General features: G+C 72.4%; 13 protein-coding genes. 1 reads left to right on the forward strand and 12 read right to left on the reverse strand.

Translation table 11 applies throughout. The features are described 5' to 3' along the window. Positions 1–24: 24 nt before the first annotated feature. The 10 genes from P8A18_RS11815 to P8A18_RS11860 all read right to left on the reverse strand — a co-directional run bounded on the left by P8A18_RS11815 (position 25) and on the right by P8A18_RS11860 (position 11,529). Positions 25–441, reverse strand: a complete 417-nt coding sequence (locus P8A18_RS11815; RefSeq protein WP_306053990.1) for a hypothetical protein — start codon at positions 439–441, stop codon at positions 25–27. A 110-nt stretch (positions 442–551) separates the two neighbouring features. Continuing rightward, positions 552–2,876, reverse strand: coding sequence for a xanthine dehydrogenase family protein molybdopterin-binding subunit (locus P8A18_RS11820; protein WP_306053992.1), 2,325 nt, complete (start codon positions 2,874–2,876; stop codon positions 552–554). Continuing rightward, entirely contained in the window at positions 2,873–4,456 is a 1,584-nt protein-coding gene (locus P8A18_RS11825) for a 2Fe-2S iron-sulfur cluster-binding protein (protein ID WP_306053994.1), read from the reverse strand. The genes P8A18_RS11820 and P8A18_RS11825 overlap by 4 nt, the downstream gene beginning before the upstream one ends. Next, on the reverse strand, positions 4,453–5,349 hold the full coding sequence (locus tag P8A18_RS11830) for an FAD binding domain-containing protein (RefSeq protein WP_018555925.1): 897 nt from the start codon (positions 5,347–5,349) through the stop codon (positions 4,453–4,455). Before P8A18_RS11830 ends, P8A18_RS11825 begins: the two co-directional genes overlap by 4 nt. Positions 5,350–5,652: 303 nt before the next feature. Then, a complete protein-coding gene (locus P8A18_RS11835) occupies positions 5,653–7,287 on the reverse strand; it encodes a beta-N-acetylhexosaminidase (RefSeq protein WP_306053996.1) in 1,635 nt (544 codons plus the stop codon). A 4-nt stretch (positions 7,288–7,291) separates the two neighbouring features. Further along, positions 7,292–8,140: a carbohydrate ABC transporter permease gene (locus tag P8A18_RS11840; protein WP_306053997.1), complete on the reverse strand. Its 849-nt coding sequence runs from the start codon at positions 8,138–8,140 to the stop codon at positions 7,292–7,294. Beyond that, positions 8,137–9,105: a carbohydrate ABC transporter permease gene (locus P8A18_RS11845; protein WP_306053999.1), complete on the reverse strand. Its 969-nt coding sequence runs from the start codon at positions 9,103–9,105 to the stop codon at positions 8,137–8,139. Before P8A18_RS11845 ends, P8A18_RS11840 begins: the two co-directional genes overlap by 4 nt. A gap of 2 nt (positions 9,106–9,107) precedes the next feature. Next, positions 9,108–10,412: an extracellular solute-binding protein gene (locus tag P8A18_RS11850; RefSeq protein ID WP_306054001.1), complete on the reverse strand. Its 1,305-nt coding sequence runs from the start codon at positions 10,410–10,412 to the stop codon at positions 9,108–9,110. Between the two features lie 239 nt (positions 10,413–10,651). Further along, positions 10,652–10,939 carry a DUF3039 domain-containing protein gene (locus P8A18_RS11855; RefSeq protein ID WP_026250415.1) on the reverse strand — a complete coding sequence of 96 codons (288 nt, stop codon included), beginning with the start codon at positions 10,937–10,939 and terminating at the stop codon, positions 10,652–10,654. Between the two features lie 29 nt (positions 10,940–10,968). Then, a complete protein-coding gene (locus P8A18_RS11860) occupies positions 10,969–11,529 on the reverse strand; it encodes a YqgE/AlgH family protein (protein WP_018555931.1) in 561 nt (186 codons plus the stop codon). Between the two features lie 276 nt (positions 11,530–11,805). Between P8A18_RS11860 and murA the strand changes: the two genes are divergently transcribed. Continuing rightward, positions 11,806–13,146, forward strand: a complete 1,341-nt coding sequence (gene murA, locus P8A18_RS11865; RefSeq protein WP_018555932.1) for a UDP-N-acetylglucosamine 1-carboxyvinyltransferase — start codon at positions 11,806–11,808, stop codon at positions 13,144–13,146. A gap of 69 nt (positions 13,147–13,215) precedes the next feature. Here murA and P8A18_RS11870 read toward each other — a convergent pair whose 3' ends face one another. Both P8A18_RS11870 and P8A18_RS11875 read right to left on the reverse strand, forming a co-directional pair. Beyond that, a complete protein-coding gene (locus tag P8A18_RS11870; RefSeq protein WP_306054004.1) occupies positions 13,216–13,728 on the reverse strand; it encodes a hypothetical protein in 513 nt (170 codons plus the stop codon). 204 nt (positions 13,729–13,932) lie between these two features. Beyond that, entirely contained in the window at positions 13,933–14,214 is a 282-nt protein-coding gene (locus P8A18_RS11875) for an HU family DNA-binding protein (protein ID WP_003968811.1), read from the reverse strand. Positions 14,215–14,483 lie beyond the last annotated feature (269 nt).

Genomic DNA, 14,483 nt, shown 5'->3' on the forward strand with positions numbered 1-14,483 from the left:
TCACGGAGTTCGGGCAACCGCATCTCAGCGCCCCCCGTTCGCCGACGGCGGGGTGGTGAAGTCCGGGGTGTACGGGGTGTACGAGGAGTAGTACATGTCCGGCGGCTCGGCGCCCGGCGCGTAGGGGCCGAGGAACGCCTCGCGCCGTTGCCGGTCGTCGTGCGCGAAGCCGTTGTTCGATTCGCGTACCGCGTCCGCGGCGCCCCCCACCAGGCCCGCCAGCGCGCGCAGCGCCTTCGTCCATGCCTCCACGCACTCGTCGAGCGCGTGGGCGGACTGGAAACCCGCCAGCCCCGTCACCGCCGCGTCCGTCGGTGCGAACAAGCCCTTGATGTCGCCGGGTACGTCCTCGGCGACCTTGTCGGCGGCCTTGGCCGCCTTCCCCACCTCGTGCGGATCGATCCAGAGTCCTCGCGTGCCGCCGCTGATCGGCGTGCCCATGCTTCCCCCCTCGGTCGCAGGTCCGCCACAAATTAACCCCGGTGGCGGCCGGTGACTTGAGTACGGATACTCAGTCACCGACCGCCACCGGGGTTGCGTCTACGGACCGCTCAGACCTTCGGCGCCGCCACCGCCGCCTGCGGGCGGATCGGGAGGCGGTTGACCGGGCGGCCGGTCGCCGAGCGGACCGCGGCGGCGACCGCGGCCGGGGAGGTCACGACGGGGACCGCGGACGCGGGCTTGGCGCCGAAGGGGGCCACCACGTCGCGCTCCTCGATCAGTTCGACGATGCGGATCTCCGGGGCGTCGAGGGAGGTCGGCAGCGCGTACCCGGTGAGGTCGGGGTGGCGGACCAGGCCGCGGGCGGTGCGCAGGTTCTCCGTGAGGGCGGCGCCGATGCCCTGGGTGACGCCCGCCTCGATGCGGGTCGCCAGCTGGGAGGGGTTGAGGACGCGGCCGACGTCCTGGGCGACCGCCATCTCGACCACCCGGACCGAGCCGAGCTCGATGTCGACGTCCACCACCGCGCGGACCGCGCAGAACGCCAGGCCCACGAAGGCGTCGCCCTGGCCGGACCCGTCCAGGGGTTCGGTGGGGTGGGGGCGGCACTGGGCGGTGGCCCACAGCTCCTTGCCGTCCAGCGCCTCCGCCACGGTCGTGGAGAGCACCCCGTCGTACGAGGTGATCTTGCCGTCGGCGATCTGGAGCAGCTCCGTGGACATGCCGAACTTGTGGGCCAGCGGCTGGAGGAGCTGGGTGCGGACCATCTTCGCCGCGCGTTCGACGGCGCCGGCGGAGACCCAGGTGTGGCGTCCGTGGGTGGCCGGGCCCGCCGGGGGCTGGTCGGTGTCGACGGAGGCGACGTGCACCTCCTCGACGCCCAGGGTCTCCTGGACGACCTGGCGGGCCAGTGTCGAGAAGCCCTGGCCCGTCTCGACGGCCGCGCAGATGACGGTGGCGACCGAGTCGTGGACCCGGACCGTGGCCGTGGACACCTCGTCGGCGCCCTCGGCACCGAGCATGTGGACCATGCCGAGCGCGTACCCGACGCCACGCCGCACCGCGCCCGGCTCGCCCGCGCCCTCGGGGCCACCGGGCAGCAGCCAGTCGTCCTGGGGGTCGTCCTTGGGCAACGCGGGCAGCGGGAAGTCCCGTACCGCGCTGAGGAGTTCGGCGACGGGGGCGGGGCAGGTGACCGTCTGCCCGGTGGGCAGGATGTCGCCGGTGGACAGGACGTTGCGCAGCCGCAGCTCGGCCGGGTCGATGGACAGCTTGGCGGCCAGCTTGTCCATCTGGCCCTCGTAGGCGGCGCAGACCTGCATCGCGCCCTCGCCCCGGACATGGCCGGAGGGCGGGTTGTTCGTACGGACGGCCCAGCCCTCGATGAAGGCGTGCGGGACGACGTACGGGCCGCAGGCGAAGGCGACCGCGGCGGCCAGGGACTCGGACGAGGAGTCGGCGTACGCGCCCGCGTCCAGCAGGAGCTGGGCCTCGACCTTGACCAGGCGGCCCTCGGCGTCCGCGTGGTGGCGGTAGCGCAGCAGGCTCGGGTGGCGGTGGGCGTGGCCGAGGAAGGACTCCTCGCGGGTGGCGGCCAGTTTGACCGGGCAGCCGGTGCGCAGGGCGAGCAGGCCGAGCGGCAGCTGGAAGCCGGGTTCCTCGCGGTCGCCGGTCGCGCCGGGCACTCCGGTGACGACGACCTTGACCCGGTCCGGTTCCAGGCCGAAGCAGGCGGCGGCGAGGTCGCGGTCGGTGTGCGGGTCGGTGGAGGCGGTGTAGAGCTCCACGCCGCCGTCCGGCCGGGGCACGGCGAGCCCGGCCTCGGCGCCGATCGGGGCCGGGTCCTGGCGGCCGATGCGGTACAGGCCCTCCACGACGACCTCGCCGGCCGCCTCCGGGTCGCCGTAGCGCAGCGGGATGTGGCGGATGAGGTTGCCGTCGGGGTGCAGCGGCTCGGCGGCGAAGGCCTTCTCCGGGTCGGTGACCGCTTCCAGCACCTCGTACTCGACGGCGATGGCGGCGGCGGCCAGCCGGGCGGTGTCGGGGTGGTCGGCGGCGACGGCGGCGATCGGCTCGCCGTGGTGGCGGACCAGGTCGGACGCGAAGACCGGGCGGTCCACGACCTTGCGGCCGTACAGGGCTTCGCCGGGGATGTCCTCGTGGGTGACGACCGCCCGGACGCCCGGCATCTCCACGGCGGCCGAGGTGTCGATGGACAGGATGCGGGCGTGCGCGTGCGGGGAGCGCAGGACGGCCGCCCAGAGCAGGCCCTCGGCCCACAGGTCGGCGGCGTACGGGAAGGTGCCCTCGGTCTTGGCGCGGGCGTCGGCCGGCGGCAGCGAGGCGCCGATGCCCAGCAGCGGGCGCTCGGCCTCCGGGCCGCCGGGGCCGTCCAGTGACGGGATGCTGATCGCCGTGGCCGCGTCGTTGCTCACGCCATGCCTCCGTCCTGCTGGTGGGCCTGCACACTACCCGCGCCGGGCGCCGCCTGGTGCGGGATGCGGGCCTCTTCCGGTTCCGCGGATTCCGGCGGGGGCGCGGCGGCCTCGGCGGCGGCCTCGCGGCCGGCGATGACCTCGTTGACGGCGTCCAGGACGCCCCGGTAGCCGGAGCAGCGGCAGAGGTTGCCGCACAGCGCCCGGCGGGTCTCCAGCTCGCTGGGGGCGTGGTTGCCCTCCAGGAGGTCGTGGACGGTCATCGCCATGCCGGGGATGCAGAAGCCGCACTGGACGGCCCCGCAGGAGGCCAGCGCCCGCTGCACGTCGGACGGTTCCCCGTCGACGGCCAGGCCCTCGACCGTACGGACCTCGCTGCCGGCCGTGGTGGCGGCGGGGACCAGGCAGGAGGCGACGAGACGGCCGTCCACCTGGACGTTGCACGCCCCGCACTCGCCCTGCGAGCAGCCGTCCTTGGCACCGGCCAGGCCGAGGCGCTCGCGCAGCACGTAGAGCAGCGACTCACCGATCCAGGCATCGGTGACGGGCCGGTCCACGCCGTTCACGTGCAGCGTGTACGAGGCGGCGGGGTGCTCGCTGGGCAGCGGGGGCCCGGCGGCGGGCGGGGTGTCGGACGCCTCCGCCACGGGCTCCGGTCCGGCGTCCGGGACGACGTCCTCGTCCGCCGGTACGGATGCGGGTGCCGGCCGTTCGGCGGCTTCGGGCTGCTCTCCGGCGGCCGGCCGCGCCTCGGGGAGTTCCGACGGGACACCCGGGGTGGCGTCGGAGGGGACGTTCGAGAGCGCGTCCGAGAGCGCGTCCGACGGAGCGTCTTCGCGGCTCCGGGCAGGCGCGTCATCAGCGGCGGCGGCATCGGGCGCGTTCTCGGCGGCCTGTTCCGCTTCCGCTTCGGCGTCCGTTTCGGCTTCCGTTTCCGCTTCCGCGGCCGAAGGCTCCGCCGGCGGAGGCTCCGGCGCCAAAGGCTCCGGCGCCGGTTCCCGCGTCGCCCACGGCGCGGTCGCGCCGCCCGGCAGGGTCGCGGGGCGGTCCGCGTACCAGTCGGCGGCCGGCGGGGCGGTGTAGAGCTCGCCGGAGTCGTCGGAGAGCGGCCCGGACGCCGGGGTCTCCGGGGCCTCCGGGGCAGGCGGCGGCCAGGCCGTGGCGTCGACGGACCACTGACCGGTGGCGGCCGGGTCGCCCGCGTACGGCTCCTGGTAGGGGCTCGGCGGCTGCTGCGCCCCGGGGGGCGGGTAGCCGTAGCCGGACTGCTGGTTCGGGTCGGGCCAGTGCACCGCGCCCTGCGCGGGCGGCTGCGCCTGCGTGCCGTGCTCCTGCTGCCCGGCCTGCGGCGGCGGGGGCTGGACGGCCCAGTTGCCGGTGGCGGCGGGGTCGAGCCCGGCGGCGGGGGTCAGCGGCAGGATCATCGGCGGCACGTATCCGTGGCCGGGGGCGGCCAGCGGGATGTCCGCGAGATCCTCCGGCGGCAGGTGGACGAAGGCGGTCGCCTCGCCGTCGTACTCCCCGCCCTGCGGGGTCGGCTCCCAGCCGCCGTGCTGCTCGGCGGGGTTCTCCTTGCTCACGACAGTGCCCTCCCCAGCGCGCGTCGGGCCAGCGCGGCGACGGTGCGCCGCAGATGCAGTACGGCGGGGGGCAGCGGCGGTGCCTGGCCCCCGTCGGCGGGTGGTTCCTGGTCCGGGATGCAGGCGGCCGCGACGTACTCGCCGAAGGCGGCCAGCGCGTCGGGCGCGAGGCCGCGCGCCCCGTCCCAGTCGATCAGCGAGGCGATCCAGCGCTCGGCCTCCAGCGGGCGCAGCGGCATCGGCGCGATGGCGCCGACCGCGCAGCGCACCCCGCGCCTGGCCGGGTCGAGGACGATCGCGACGGAGGCGGTGGCGCGGCCGGGGCCGGTGCGCCCGGTGGCCTTGAGGAAGACCTGCGGGGCGTGCAGCAGGGGCACGCGGACGAAGCCGATCAGCTCGGCGGGCTCCAGCATCTCGCGCCCGGCCAGCAGGTGCGAGACCGGGATCTCACGGCGGGCGCCGCCGGGTCCCGCGATGACGAGTTCGGCCTCCAGCGCGGCGAGCACCGGAAGCGCGTCGCCGGTCGGGGCGGCGGTGGCGATGTTGCCGCCGAGCGTCCCGGCGTTGCGGATCTGCGGGGGGCCCGCGGCACGCGCGGAGGCGGCGAGCGCGGGGATGAGGGCCGCGAAGTCGGGCCGTCCCATGCGGGCGTGGGTCAGGCCGGCGCCCAGCAGGGCGTGACCGTCCTGGTAGTGCCAGCCGCGCAGCTCACTGATCCGGCCGAGACCGACCAGACCGGAGGGGCGCAGGAGCCCCTTGTTGACGGCCGACATCAGGTCCGTGCCGCCTGCCACGGGGACGGCGGCCGGCATGGCGCCGAGTGCCGCCACGGCCTCGTCCAGTGAGGCAGGCAGCGTGACGGACTGCGCCGCCTGCGGTGCGTGCGTGGTCAACCCAGCTGCCCCTTCCCGGTGTCCCGGCGCTCCCGCCTGTTTCGCCGTACGGTACGTGCTCGAAGCCCGGACGTGGCAACTCTGGCACATCTTCGGACCGGCCCGACGCGCAGGTCCGCGAAGGGAGCATCCGTCCGCAGTCAGGGTAATGGTCCCGGTTTCCCGACTGTTCGGCGGTGAGTTCCCTTTGCCGGTCTTCTGTGTACTCGTACGGCTTCATCCGTTCCGGGAGTACCCCGCTTCATGACGCCGCCACCACGGTCGCAGGGACCGTGGTGGCGGGAGAGGGCGTTGCGGCCTGGCTCACACGTTCGGGGGTGCTCCCTCGATCGGGCGTCCGAGAATGCCGGGGCGCTTCTGCCAGGGCAGCGGGCCGGACGGCGGCCGGTAGCCGACGCCGAGCGCGTCGAGCCGGGCGTAGTGGGCGTTCATGCGGCGCTCGAAGCCGGCGAAGTCCCGTTCGGCGGGGGCGGGCAGGGCCGACCAGGCGACCTCGGCGAAGGCGGCGAGACGGGGGAAGACCTGGTAGTCGACGCGGGAGCGGTTCTGCATGACCTCGGACCAGACGTTGGCCTGGGTGCCGAGGACGTGCCGGGCCGCTTCCTCGCCCAGGGCCGGCGGAACGGGTTCGAAGCGGTAGACGTCCTCCAGGGTGCGGACGTATCCGATGGGCATCGGCTCGTCGGGGCCGCCGTGCTGACGGTGGTCCAGGTAGACCTGCTGCTCGGGGCACATCACCACGTCGTGCCCGGCCTCGGCGGCCGCGATGCCGCCGGCGTAGCCGCGCCAGGAGGAGACGGCGGCGCCGGGGGCGAGGCCGCCCTCCAGGATCTCGTCCCAGCCGATGAGCCGGCGGCCGCGCGCGGTGAGCCAGGTGTCGAAGTGGCGGATGAACCAGGACTGGAGCTCGTCCTCGTCGGCGAGGCCGAGTTCCTTGATGCGGGCCTGGGCGGCCGGCGACTGCTTCCACTGGTCCTTGGGGCACTCGTCGCCGCCGATGTGGACGAACGGCGAGGTCTCCGGCGGGAAGAGTTCGAGGAGTTCCTCGAAGACGCCCTCGTAGAACCGCAGGACGTGGTCGGTGGGGGCCAGGACGTTCGGGGTGACGCCCCAGTCGTCCCAGACGGTGAGGGCCGCGGTGTCGACGACGTCGGTGTTGCCGAGCTCCGGGTAGGCGCTGATGGCGGCCTGCGAGTGGCCCGGGATGTCGATCTCGGGGACGACCCGGATGTGCCGGGCGGCGGCGTACGCCACGATCTCGCGGATGTCGTCCTGGGTGTAGTAGCCGCCGTGCGGCATCTCGTCCCAGAGCTCGGACGCGCGGTGGCCGTACTTGGTGCGGGCCCGCCAGGCGCCGATCTCGGTCAGGCGCGGGTGGCGCTTGATCTCGACGCGCCAGCCCTGGTCGTCGCTGAGGTGGAAGTGGAAGACGTTCAGCTTGTGGGCGGCGAGCAGGTCGAGGTAGCGCAGGACGTCGTCCTTGGGCATGAAGTGCCGCGCCACGTCGAGCATCAGGCCGCGCCAGCCGAAGCGGGGCGCGTCCTCGATGTCGGTGAATCCGAAGCCGGCCGTGGCGGCTTCGCCGACGGGCGCCCGGCGGAAGGCCTCGGGGCCGAGCAGCTGGCGCAGTGTCTGGGCGCCCCAGAAGACCCCGGCGGGGCTGCCGCCGGTGATGGCGACGCTCTCGTCCGGTCCGGTGGTCAGCCGGTAGCCCTCGGGCTCCAGGGAGTCGTCGGTGCGCAGCACGATCGCGCGCGGGGCGGTGTCGGTGCCGGGCGCGAGGGGCAGGCCGAAGGCGGCGCCCAGGGTGGCGCGCAGCCAGCGCTCGGTGGTTTCGGTGCCGGGGGCCGCCGCGATGGTGGTGGACGGATCGAGGACGAATCCGCACCGCCCCCGGTCGTCGGCGCGCAGGGGCGCCGGGATCAGTTCCAGGTCCATGACGTCAGTCCTTAACCGCTCCGCCGAGTCCGGAGACCAGGCGTCGCTGTACGAGTACGAAGAAGACCAGCACGGGCACGGTCATCACCGTCGAGGCTGCCATGATCCCGCCCCAGTCGTTCTCGTCGGGTTTGAAGAAGACCAGCAGCGCCATCGGGAGCGTCGACTGGGAGGTGTCGCTGATGATGAAGGACTTCGCGAAGAGGAAGTCGTTCCAGGTGGAGATGAACGAGAAGACGCTGGTCGCCACGAGGCCGGGGAGGACCAGCGGGAAGAGGATCTGCCACAGGAAGCGGGTGCGGCTCGCCCCGTCGATGTAAGCGGCCTCCTCCAGGGCCTCCGGCACGGCCCGGACGAATCCGCGCAGCATCCAGATGGCGAAGGGCAGTGAGAACGCCAGGTGCGGCAGGATCAGCGAACCGAGCGTGTTCAGCTGCCCGAAGTCCCGCATCAGGAAGAACAGCGGGATGGTCAGCGCCTCGACCGGCACCATCTGCGCGACCAGGAACATGATCAGCAGCGTGGTGCGGAAGCGGAATCTGAACCGGGTGACCGCGGTGGCCGCCAGGAAGGCGATGAGCGCGGAGGCGACGACGACCGTGCCGGCGACGAGCAGGCTGTTGAGGAAGTAGCGCCCGAAGTCCTGCTGCTGGAAGACCCGCCGGTAGGAGTCCAGGGACGGCGACAGGGTCCAGGGCCTGGGGTGCGTGGACTGGATCTCGCCCGCCGGTTTGAACGCGGAGAGCACCATCCAGTAGAGCGGGAAGGCGACGGCGGCGGCGATCAGCAGGGCCGCCGCCTCGGCGGCGAGCCGGCCGGGCCGGCGGACGCGCCACAGGGTGGGCGGGCTCACAGTTCCTCCCCCTGACGCCGGACCAGGCGCAGGTACACGAGCGTGACGGCGAGCAGGATCAGCAGCATCACGACGCCGATCGCCGAGCCGAGGCTGTACTGCGAGGACGCGAACGCCTTCTGGTACGCGTACACGTTGAGCACCAGGTTCTGTCCGGCGATGCCGCCGCCGTTGGTCATGACGTAGATCTGCGTGAACACCTTGAAGTCCCAGATGACCGACTGGATGGTGACGACGGTCAGGATCGGCCGCAGCATCGGGGCCGTGACCGACCGCCAGATCCGCCACTGCGAGGCGCCGTCCAGCGCGGCCGCCTCCAGCACCTCGGCGGGGATCGCCCGGATGCCCGCGTAGACGGTCACCATCACGAACGGGAAGGAGCACCAGAGGACTTCGAGGAGCACCAGCGCGAAGGCGCTGTAGCGCCCGTACGTCCAGGAGTGGTCGCCGAGGCCGAGGATCCGGTTGACGGGGCCGAAGTCGGCGTCGAAGAGGAAGACCCAGACGGTGGACCCGGTGATCGCGGGCGTCGCCCAGGCGCCGAGCGCGGCCATCATGAGCGCGAGCCGGGGCACGGCCCGTATCCGGGTCAGCAGGACGGCCAGGGCGCAGCCGACGAGGAGTGTGGCCAGGACGCAGGCCGTGGCGAAGACCACGGTGGCGGCGAGCACCTGCCAGAACTGGCTGTCGCCGAACAGGGCCGTGTAGTTGCCGAATCCCTGGAAGGTGGCCGGTTCGCCGCCGCTGACCTGGGCCTGGGTGTACTCCAGGAAGGAGATCAGGCCGAGCTGGTAGATCGGGTAGACCAGCAGCCCGCCGAGCAGGACGAGCGCGGGCAGCAGGTAGAGCCAGGGTGTCCAGCCCGGCCGCCGGGCCGGTGAGACCGGGCGGCGGCGCGGGGAGCGTGCGGGACGGCCCGGCGCGGGCGTGGGGGGCGCGTGGTACGCCGTGCTGTTCGCGGTCATCGTCAGCCCGCGTCGGCGAACGCCGCGTCCATCTTCTTCGCGGCGTCGTCCGATGCCTTCGCCACGTCCTTACGGCCGCTGACGATCTCCTGGAACATCGTGGGCAGGATCAGCGAGGAGTCGATCTGTCCCCAGGCCGGGGACGCGGGGACGAACCTGGCTCCGGCGGCGAGCGTCCTGACGAAGGGTTCGACGAACGGCTCGCGCTTCGCGGCTGCGGCCCGTACGTCGCTGTAGGTCGGCAGGAAGCCCATCGCGTCGAACATCCGTGCCTGGGTCTCCTTGCCGGTCAGCTCCTTCATCAGGGCGACGGCCAGGGTGCGGTGCTTGCTGCTCTTCAGCACGCCGATGTTGTTGCCGCCCGCGAACGCGGGTGCGACGGAGCCCTCGGCGACGCCCGGCAGCGGCACCACGGCGTACTTGCCCTTGACGCTGCCGGCCTCCACGGCGGCGTGGCTGAAGTCGCCGCCGATGGCCATGGCGGCCTTGCCGGAGGCGAAGGCGGTGACGGTCGCGTTGCCGCCCATGGCCGCGCACTTGGCGGGCGGGCAGTTGGTGTCGCCGAACAGCGAGGTGTAGGCCTCGATGCCCTCGCGGGCCTTCGGGCTGTTGATGGCCGCCTTGTACGAGGAGCCGTCCCGGTCGGCCAGTTCGCCGCCGTTGGCCCAGATGAACGGCATCGCGCCGTAGGTGTAGGCGCCGCCGACGGCGAGCCCGTACATGCCGGGCTTCGCCTGGTGGACCTTCTTCGCGGTGGAGATCAGTTCGGCCTGGGACTTGGGTGCCTCGATCCCCAGGTCCGCGAAGACGTCGGTGCGGTAGTACAGGGCGCGTACGCCGACGAAGAGCGGGGCCCCGTAGACCTTTTCGCCGACCGTCACGGACTGCCTGGCGGCCGGGTCGGTGTCCTTGGCGTCCGCCCAGTCGCCGAACTCGCCGGTGATGTCGGCGAGTCCGCCGTCCTTGACGTATCCGGCGGTGTCGGTGTTGCCGTACTCGATGAGGTCGGGGGCGCTCTTCGGGTCGTTGAAGGCGGCCTTGACGCGCTGGGCGCGGGTCTCGACCGGGATGTACTCGATCTCGGCCTTCGCGCCCTCGTGGGCCTTCTCGAAGGCGGCGACCGCGGTGTCGACGACCTTCTCCTTGGGCTTGTTGCCGACCTCCTGGAACAGCCAGACGCGGAGTGTGCCGGTCTTCTCGTCCCCCTTGGCTCCGGTGTCGGAGGTCTGCGGCGCGCAGGCGGTGGCCGTGAGGCCCGCCAGGACCAGCGCCGCGGCCGGGGCGGCGATTCGGGCAGAAAGCTTCATCCGGAACCCCTACCGGTAGGCATTGCAACATACGCAACGCTCGTTTCGTTCTGCACAACAGGCAGGAGAGTAGGTGCGGACCAGGGCGGCGACAAGTGGTCTCCACCACTCTGTGACCCGGCGAAGCAGCCCGTGCAACGCACCCGGTCCCGGACGACGAAGAACCCCCGGGGCACGCGGATGCGTGCCCCGGGGGTTCTCCCGGGTCGTTCAGCTCCTGCCGGTACCGGCCGCTGCGCCTACTTCTTGTCCTTGCCGCCCTTGTCCTTGTCGCCGCCGGCGCCCATGGACTCGTAGATCTCCTTGCACATCGGACAGACCGGGTACTTCTTGGGGTCGCGCCCCGGTACCCAGACCTTGCCGCACAGTGCGACCACGGGGGTGCCCTCCAGGGCACTCGCCATGATCTTGTCCTTCTGGACGTAATGGGCGTAGCGCTCGTGGTCGCCGTCGCCGTTCGACACCTGTGGCGTCGGCTCCACGAGGGTTCCGGTACCTGCCCCGCGCTCGGGCTCAAGAGTGCTCATAACCGCCAAGCGTACTGAAAGACGGGACATCAGTTCAGCGAAGGGTCGTCCGGATACGTGGCGATCATGGCCAGTTCGCTGCGCTGGCGGCGCAGGACCGCACGCCACAGGCCCTCCGGGCGCGGCGAGGAGACATCTCCGGGTTCCGACTCGACGACGTACCAGGCGCCCTCGGACAGCTCCGACTCCAGCTGCCCCGGCCCCCAGCCCGCGTACCCCGCGAAGATCCGCAGCGATCCGACGGCCGCGGCCAGCAGCTCCGGCGGGGCCTCCAGGTCGACCAATCCGATCGCCCCGTACACCCGGCGCCAGCCGAGAGGCCCCTCGCCGCCCGGGATCACCGCCACGCCGAGCGCCGAGTCCAGCGAGACGGGTCCGCCCTGGAAGACGACCTCGGGCTCGCCGGTCAGCCCGGCCCAGGTCGCCAGGATGTCCACGACGCCCACCGGGGTGGGGCGGTTGAGGACCACGCCGAGTGAGCCCTCCTCGTCGTGGTCGAGGAGCAGCACGACCGCGCGGTCGAAGTTCGGGTCCGCCAGGGCGGGCGCGGCCACGAGCAGCCGCCCTGTGAGCGAGGACACCTCGGTCATGGCAGAAATGATCCCGCATCTTCGGCCCTCGCGGGGCCCAAGTGACCCGGCCGTCGCACTGGGTGCCCGAGCGCAGCTCAGGGCGCACGGGTGCATGAGGAGCGCACGCCGGGGCCGGGCATCCGGACGGTGACCCTCCGCAAGAGCCGAACAGCAGAGCGTGGCGCGGCGGTTCCCCATCGTTCGTACACCGCCCGTTCCCTTACGGAAGGGGCGCGCGGGCCCATTACCCTTTCGTTTGGCCCCCCTGCCCGACCACTCCGGAACGCGAGATCCATGACCGGCACAGACGATGTCCTGCTTGTCCACGGCGGAACCCCGCTGGAGGGCGAGATCCGCGTCCGAGGCGCCAAGAACCTGGTGCCCAAGGCGATGGTCGCCGCGCTGCTCGGCAGCGGGCCCAGCCGGCTGCGCAACGTGCCCGACATCCGTGACGTGCGGGTCGTGCGCGGACTGCTCCAGCTGCACGGGGTGACGGTCCGCCCCGGTGACGAGCCGGGCGAGCTGATCCTTGACCCCACCCACGTCGAGAGCGCCAACGTCGCCGACATCGATGCCCACGCGGGCTCGTCGCGCATCCCGATCCTGTTCTGCGGGCCGCTGCTGCACCGGCTGGGCCACGCGTTCATCCCCGGTCTCGGCGGCTGCGACATCGGCGGCCGGCCGATCGACTTCCACTTCGACGTGCTGCGCCAGTTCGGCGCGACGATCGAGAAGCGGGCGGACGGCCAGTACCTGGAGGCCCCGCAGCGGCTGCGCGGCACCAAGATCCGGCTGCCGTACCCGTCGGTGGGCTCCACCGAGCAGGTGCTGCTGACGGCGGTGCTCGCCGAGGGCGTCACTGAGCTGTCCAACGCGGCCGTGGAGCCGGAGATCGAGGACCTGATCTGCGTCCTGCAGAAAATGGGCGCGATCATCTCGATGGACACCGACCGGACCATCCGGATCACCGGTGTGGACCGCCTCGACGGCTATACGCACCGGGCCCTCCCGGACCGCCTGGAGGCCGCCTCGTGGGCGTCCGCCGCGCTGGCGACCGAGGGCAACATCTACGTGCGGGGCGCCCAGCAGCGCTCGATGATGACGTTCCTGAACACCTACCGCAAGGTCGGCGGCGCCTTCGAGATCGACGACGAGGGCATCCGCTTCTGGCACCCGGGCGGCGCGCTGAACGCCATCGCGCTGGAGACGGACGTGCACCCCGGCTTCCAGACCGACTGGCAGCAGCCGCTGGTCGTCGCGCTGACGCAGGCCGCGGGCCTGTCGATCGTGCACGAGACGGTGTACGAGTCCCGGCTCGGCTTCACCTCGGCGCTGAACCAGATGGGCGCGCACATCCAGCTCTACCGCGAGTGCCTGGGCGGCTCCGACTGCCGCTTCGGCCAGCGCAACTTCCTGCATTCCGCGGTCGTCTCCGGCCCGACGAAGCTCCAGGGCGCGGACCTGGTCATCCCGGACCTGCGCGGCGGCTTCTCGTACCTGATCGCCGCGCTGGCGGCCCAGGGCACGTCCCGGGTGCACGGGATCGACCTGATCAACCGCGGTTACGAGAACTTCATGCACAAGCTGGAGAAGCTCGGCGCGAAGGTGGAGCTGCCGGGCGGCTCACTGGTCTGACCGGCCTGTCCGCGCGGGGAAGCACCCGGGCCCCGCGCATGCGCGGGGCCCGGGTGCTTCCCCGCGCGCTCAGAGGCGCTTGCAGTTGATCACGGCGCCCTTCTCGGTGCCCCGGGACAGCGTCAGCCGGACGTCGCGTCCCGTCACACGCATGTGGAGGCTGTCCACCGGCAGCCCGTCCCAGCCGGGCGCGTATGCGCAGTCGCCGTCGAAATCCGACGGAATCGCTCCCGGGAAGCCGCTGACCGACAGCGCGGACACGTCCTCCTCACCGGAGGCCCCGAAGCCGTTCGGGGCCTCCACGGACACGCCGTCGCCGTCGGAGCGCCACGCGCCGGTGATGCCGTCCCACTGGTCGCTCTCCCAGGTCCCGTCCTCGTGGACGGTGAGGGTGGCGTCGACGGCCGTGCCCTCCGCCCGGTAACGCCACTTGCCCACGACGAAGGCCCTGATCGCCTGCCGCTTCGGCCCGCCGCCCGCCCCGTTGCCCCCGCAGGCCGAAACGAGTGACGCGGCGGCCCCCAGGGCCAGGTAGCGCAGCGCGGTCCGGCGCCGGATGTGCAGCGTGGCGTGTCTGGACACGGTCCCCCCGGGTGCTGGTTCTCAGCGGTCGACGGCCCCACGTCCGAGGCCGAGGACTCAACGTAGGGGCGCCGTTCGCCGCGGCGGTAGCCCGGAACCGGCCTGTGTTGCCCCCCGGACGGCACGGAACGGCTCTCTGCGGGCCGAACACCGAAGGGCGGCCACCCTGGTCGGGGTGACCGCCCTTCGTCGTGCCCAGGGGTCCTACTTGCCCTTGGCGGCTTCCTTGAGCTTGGAGCCCGCGGAGACCTTCACGCTGTAGCCGGCCGGGATGTTGATCGGGTCGCCGGTCTGCGGGTTACGAGCGGTACGAGCGGCACGGTGGGTGCGCTCGAAGGTCAGGAAACCGGGGATGGTGACCTTCTCGTCGCCCTTGGCGACGATCTCACCGACGGTCTCGGCGAGCGCGGCCAGCACGGCGTCGGCGTCCTTGCGGGTCACCTCGGCACGGTCGGCCAGGGCGGCCACCAGCTCACTGCGGTTCATGTTGTTACTCCCGTGTTCTTCTTGCCTGTGAGGCGTGAGATCGAAGCCGATGCTGCCAGGGCCCTCGGACAGTCCCCGTACCCGGGTCTGCCCTTCAGAGGGTCCGGTAGACCTCGCGCCCTGTGGGGTCTCCCCTGGACGTAGTCCTTGAGGAAGCATCCTGCCCCCACCTGCGGCGGGAAAGCCAATCCGGCACCCTCCGGGAGTCGGACGAAAACCACCACTGCCTCGTCGTGGTGACGTCTCGTCGACTCCCCCAAAGCGGTCCG

The organism is Streptomyces sp. Mut1, assembly GCF_030719295.1.
In the GTDB taxonomy this organism is placed as follows: Bacteria; Actinomycetota; Actinomycetes; order Streptomycetales; family Streptomycetaceae; genus Streptomyces; species Streptomyces castrisilvae.

Coding starts and splice junctions, on each gene's coding strand:
- P8A18_RS11815 (WP_306053990.1), bottom strand. CDS start 441: ATGGGCACGCCGATCAGCGGCGGCACGCGAGGACTCTGGATCGATCCG.
- P8A18_RS11835 (WP_306053996.1), bottom strand. CDS start 7,287: ATGGACCTGGAACTGATCCCGGCGCCCCTGCGCGCCGACGACCGGGGG.
- P8A18_RS11845 (WP_306053999.1), bottom strand. CDS start 9,105: ATGACCGCGAACAGCACGGCGTACCACGCGCCCCCCACGCCCGCGCCG.
- P8A18_RS11850 (WP_306054001.1), bottom strand. CDS start 10,412: ATGAAGCTTTCTGCCCGAATCGCCGCCCCGGCCGCGGCGCTGGTCCTG.
- P8A18_RS11855 (WP_026250415.1), bottom strand. CDS start 10,939: ATGAGCACTCTTGAGCCCGAGCGCGGGGCAGGTACCGGAACCCTCGTG.
- P8A18_RS11860 (WP_018555931.1), bottom strand. CDS start 11,529: ATGACCGAGGTGTCCTCGCTCACAGGGCGGCTGCTCGTGGCCGCGCCC.
- murA (WP_018555932.1), top strand. CDS start 11,806: ATGACCGGCACAGACGATGTCCTGCTTGTCCACGGCGGAACCCCGCTG.
- P8A18_RS11875 (WP_003968811.1), bottom strand. CDS start 14,214: ATGAACCGCAGTGAGCTGGTGGCCGCCCTGGCCGACCGTGCCGAGGTG.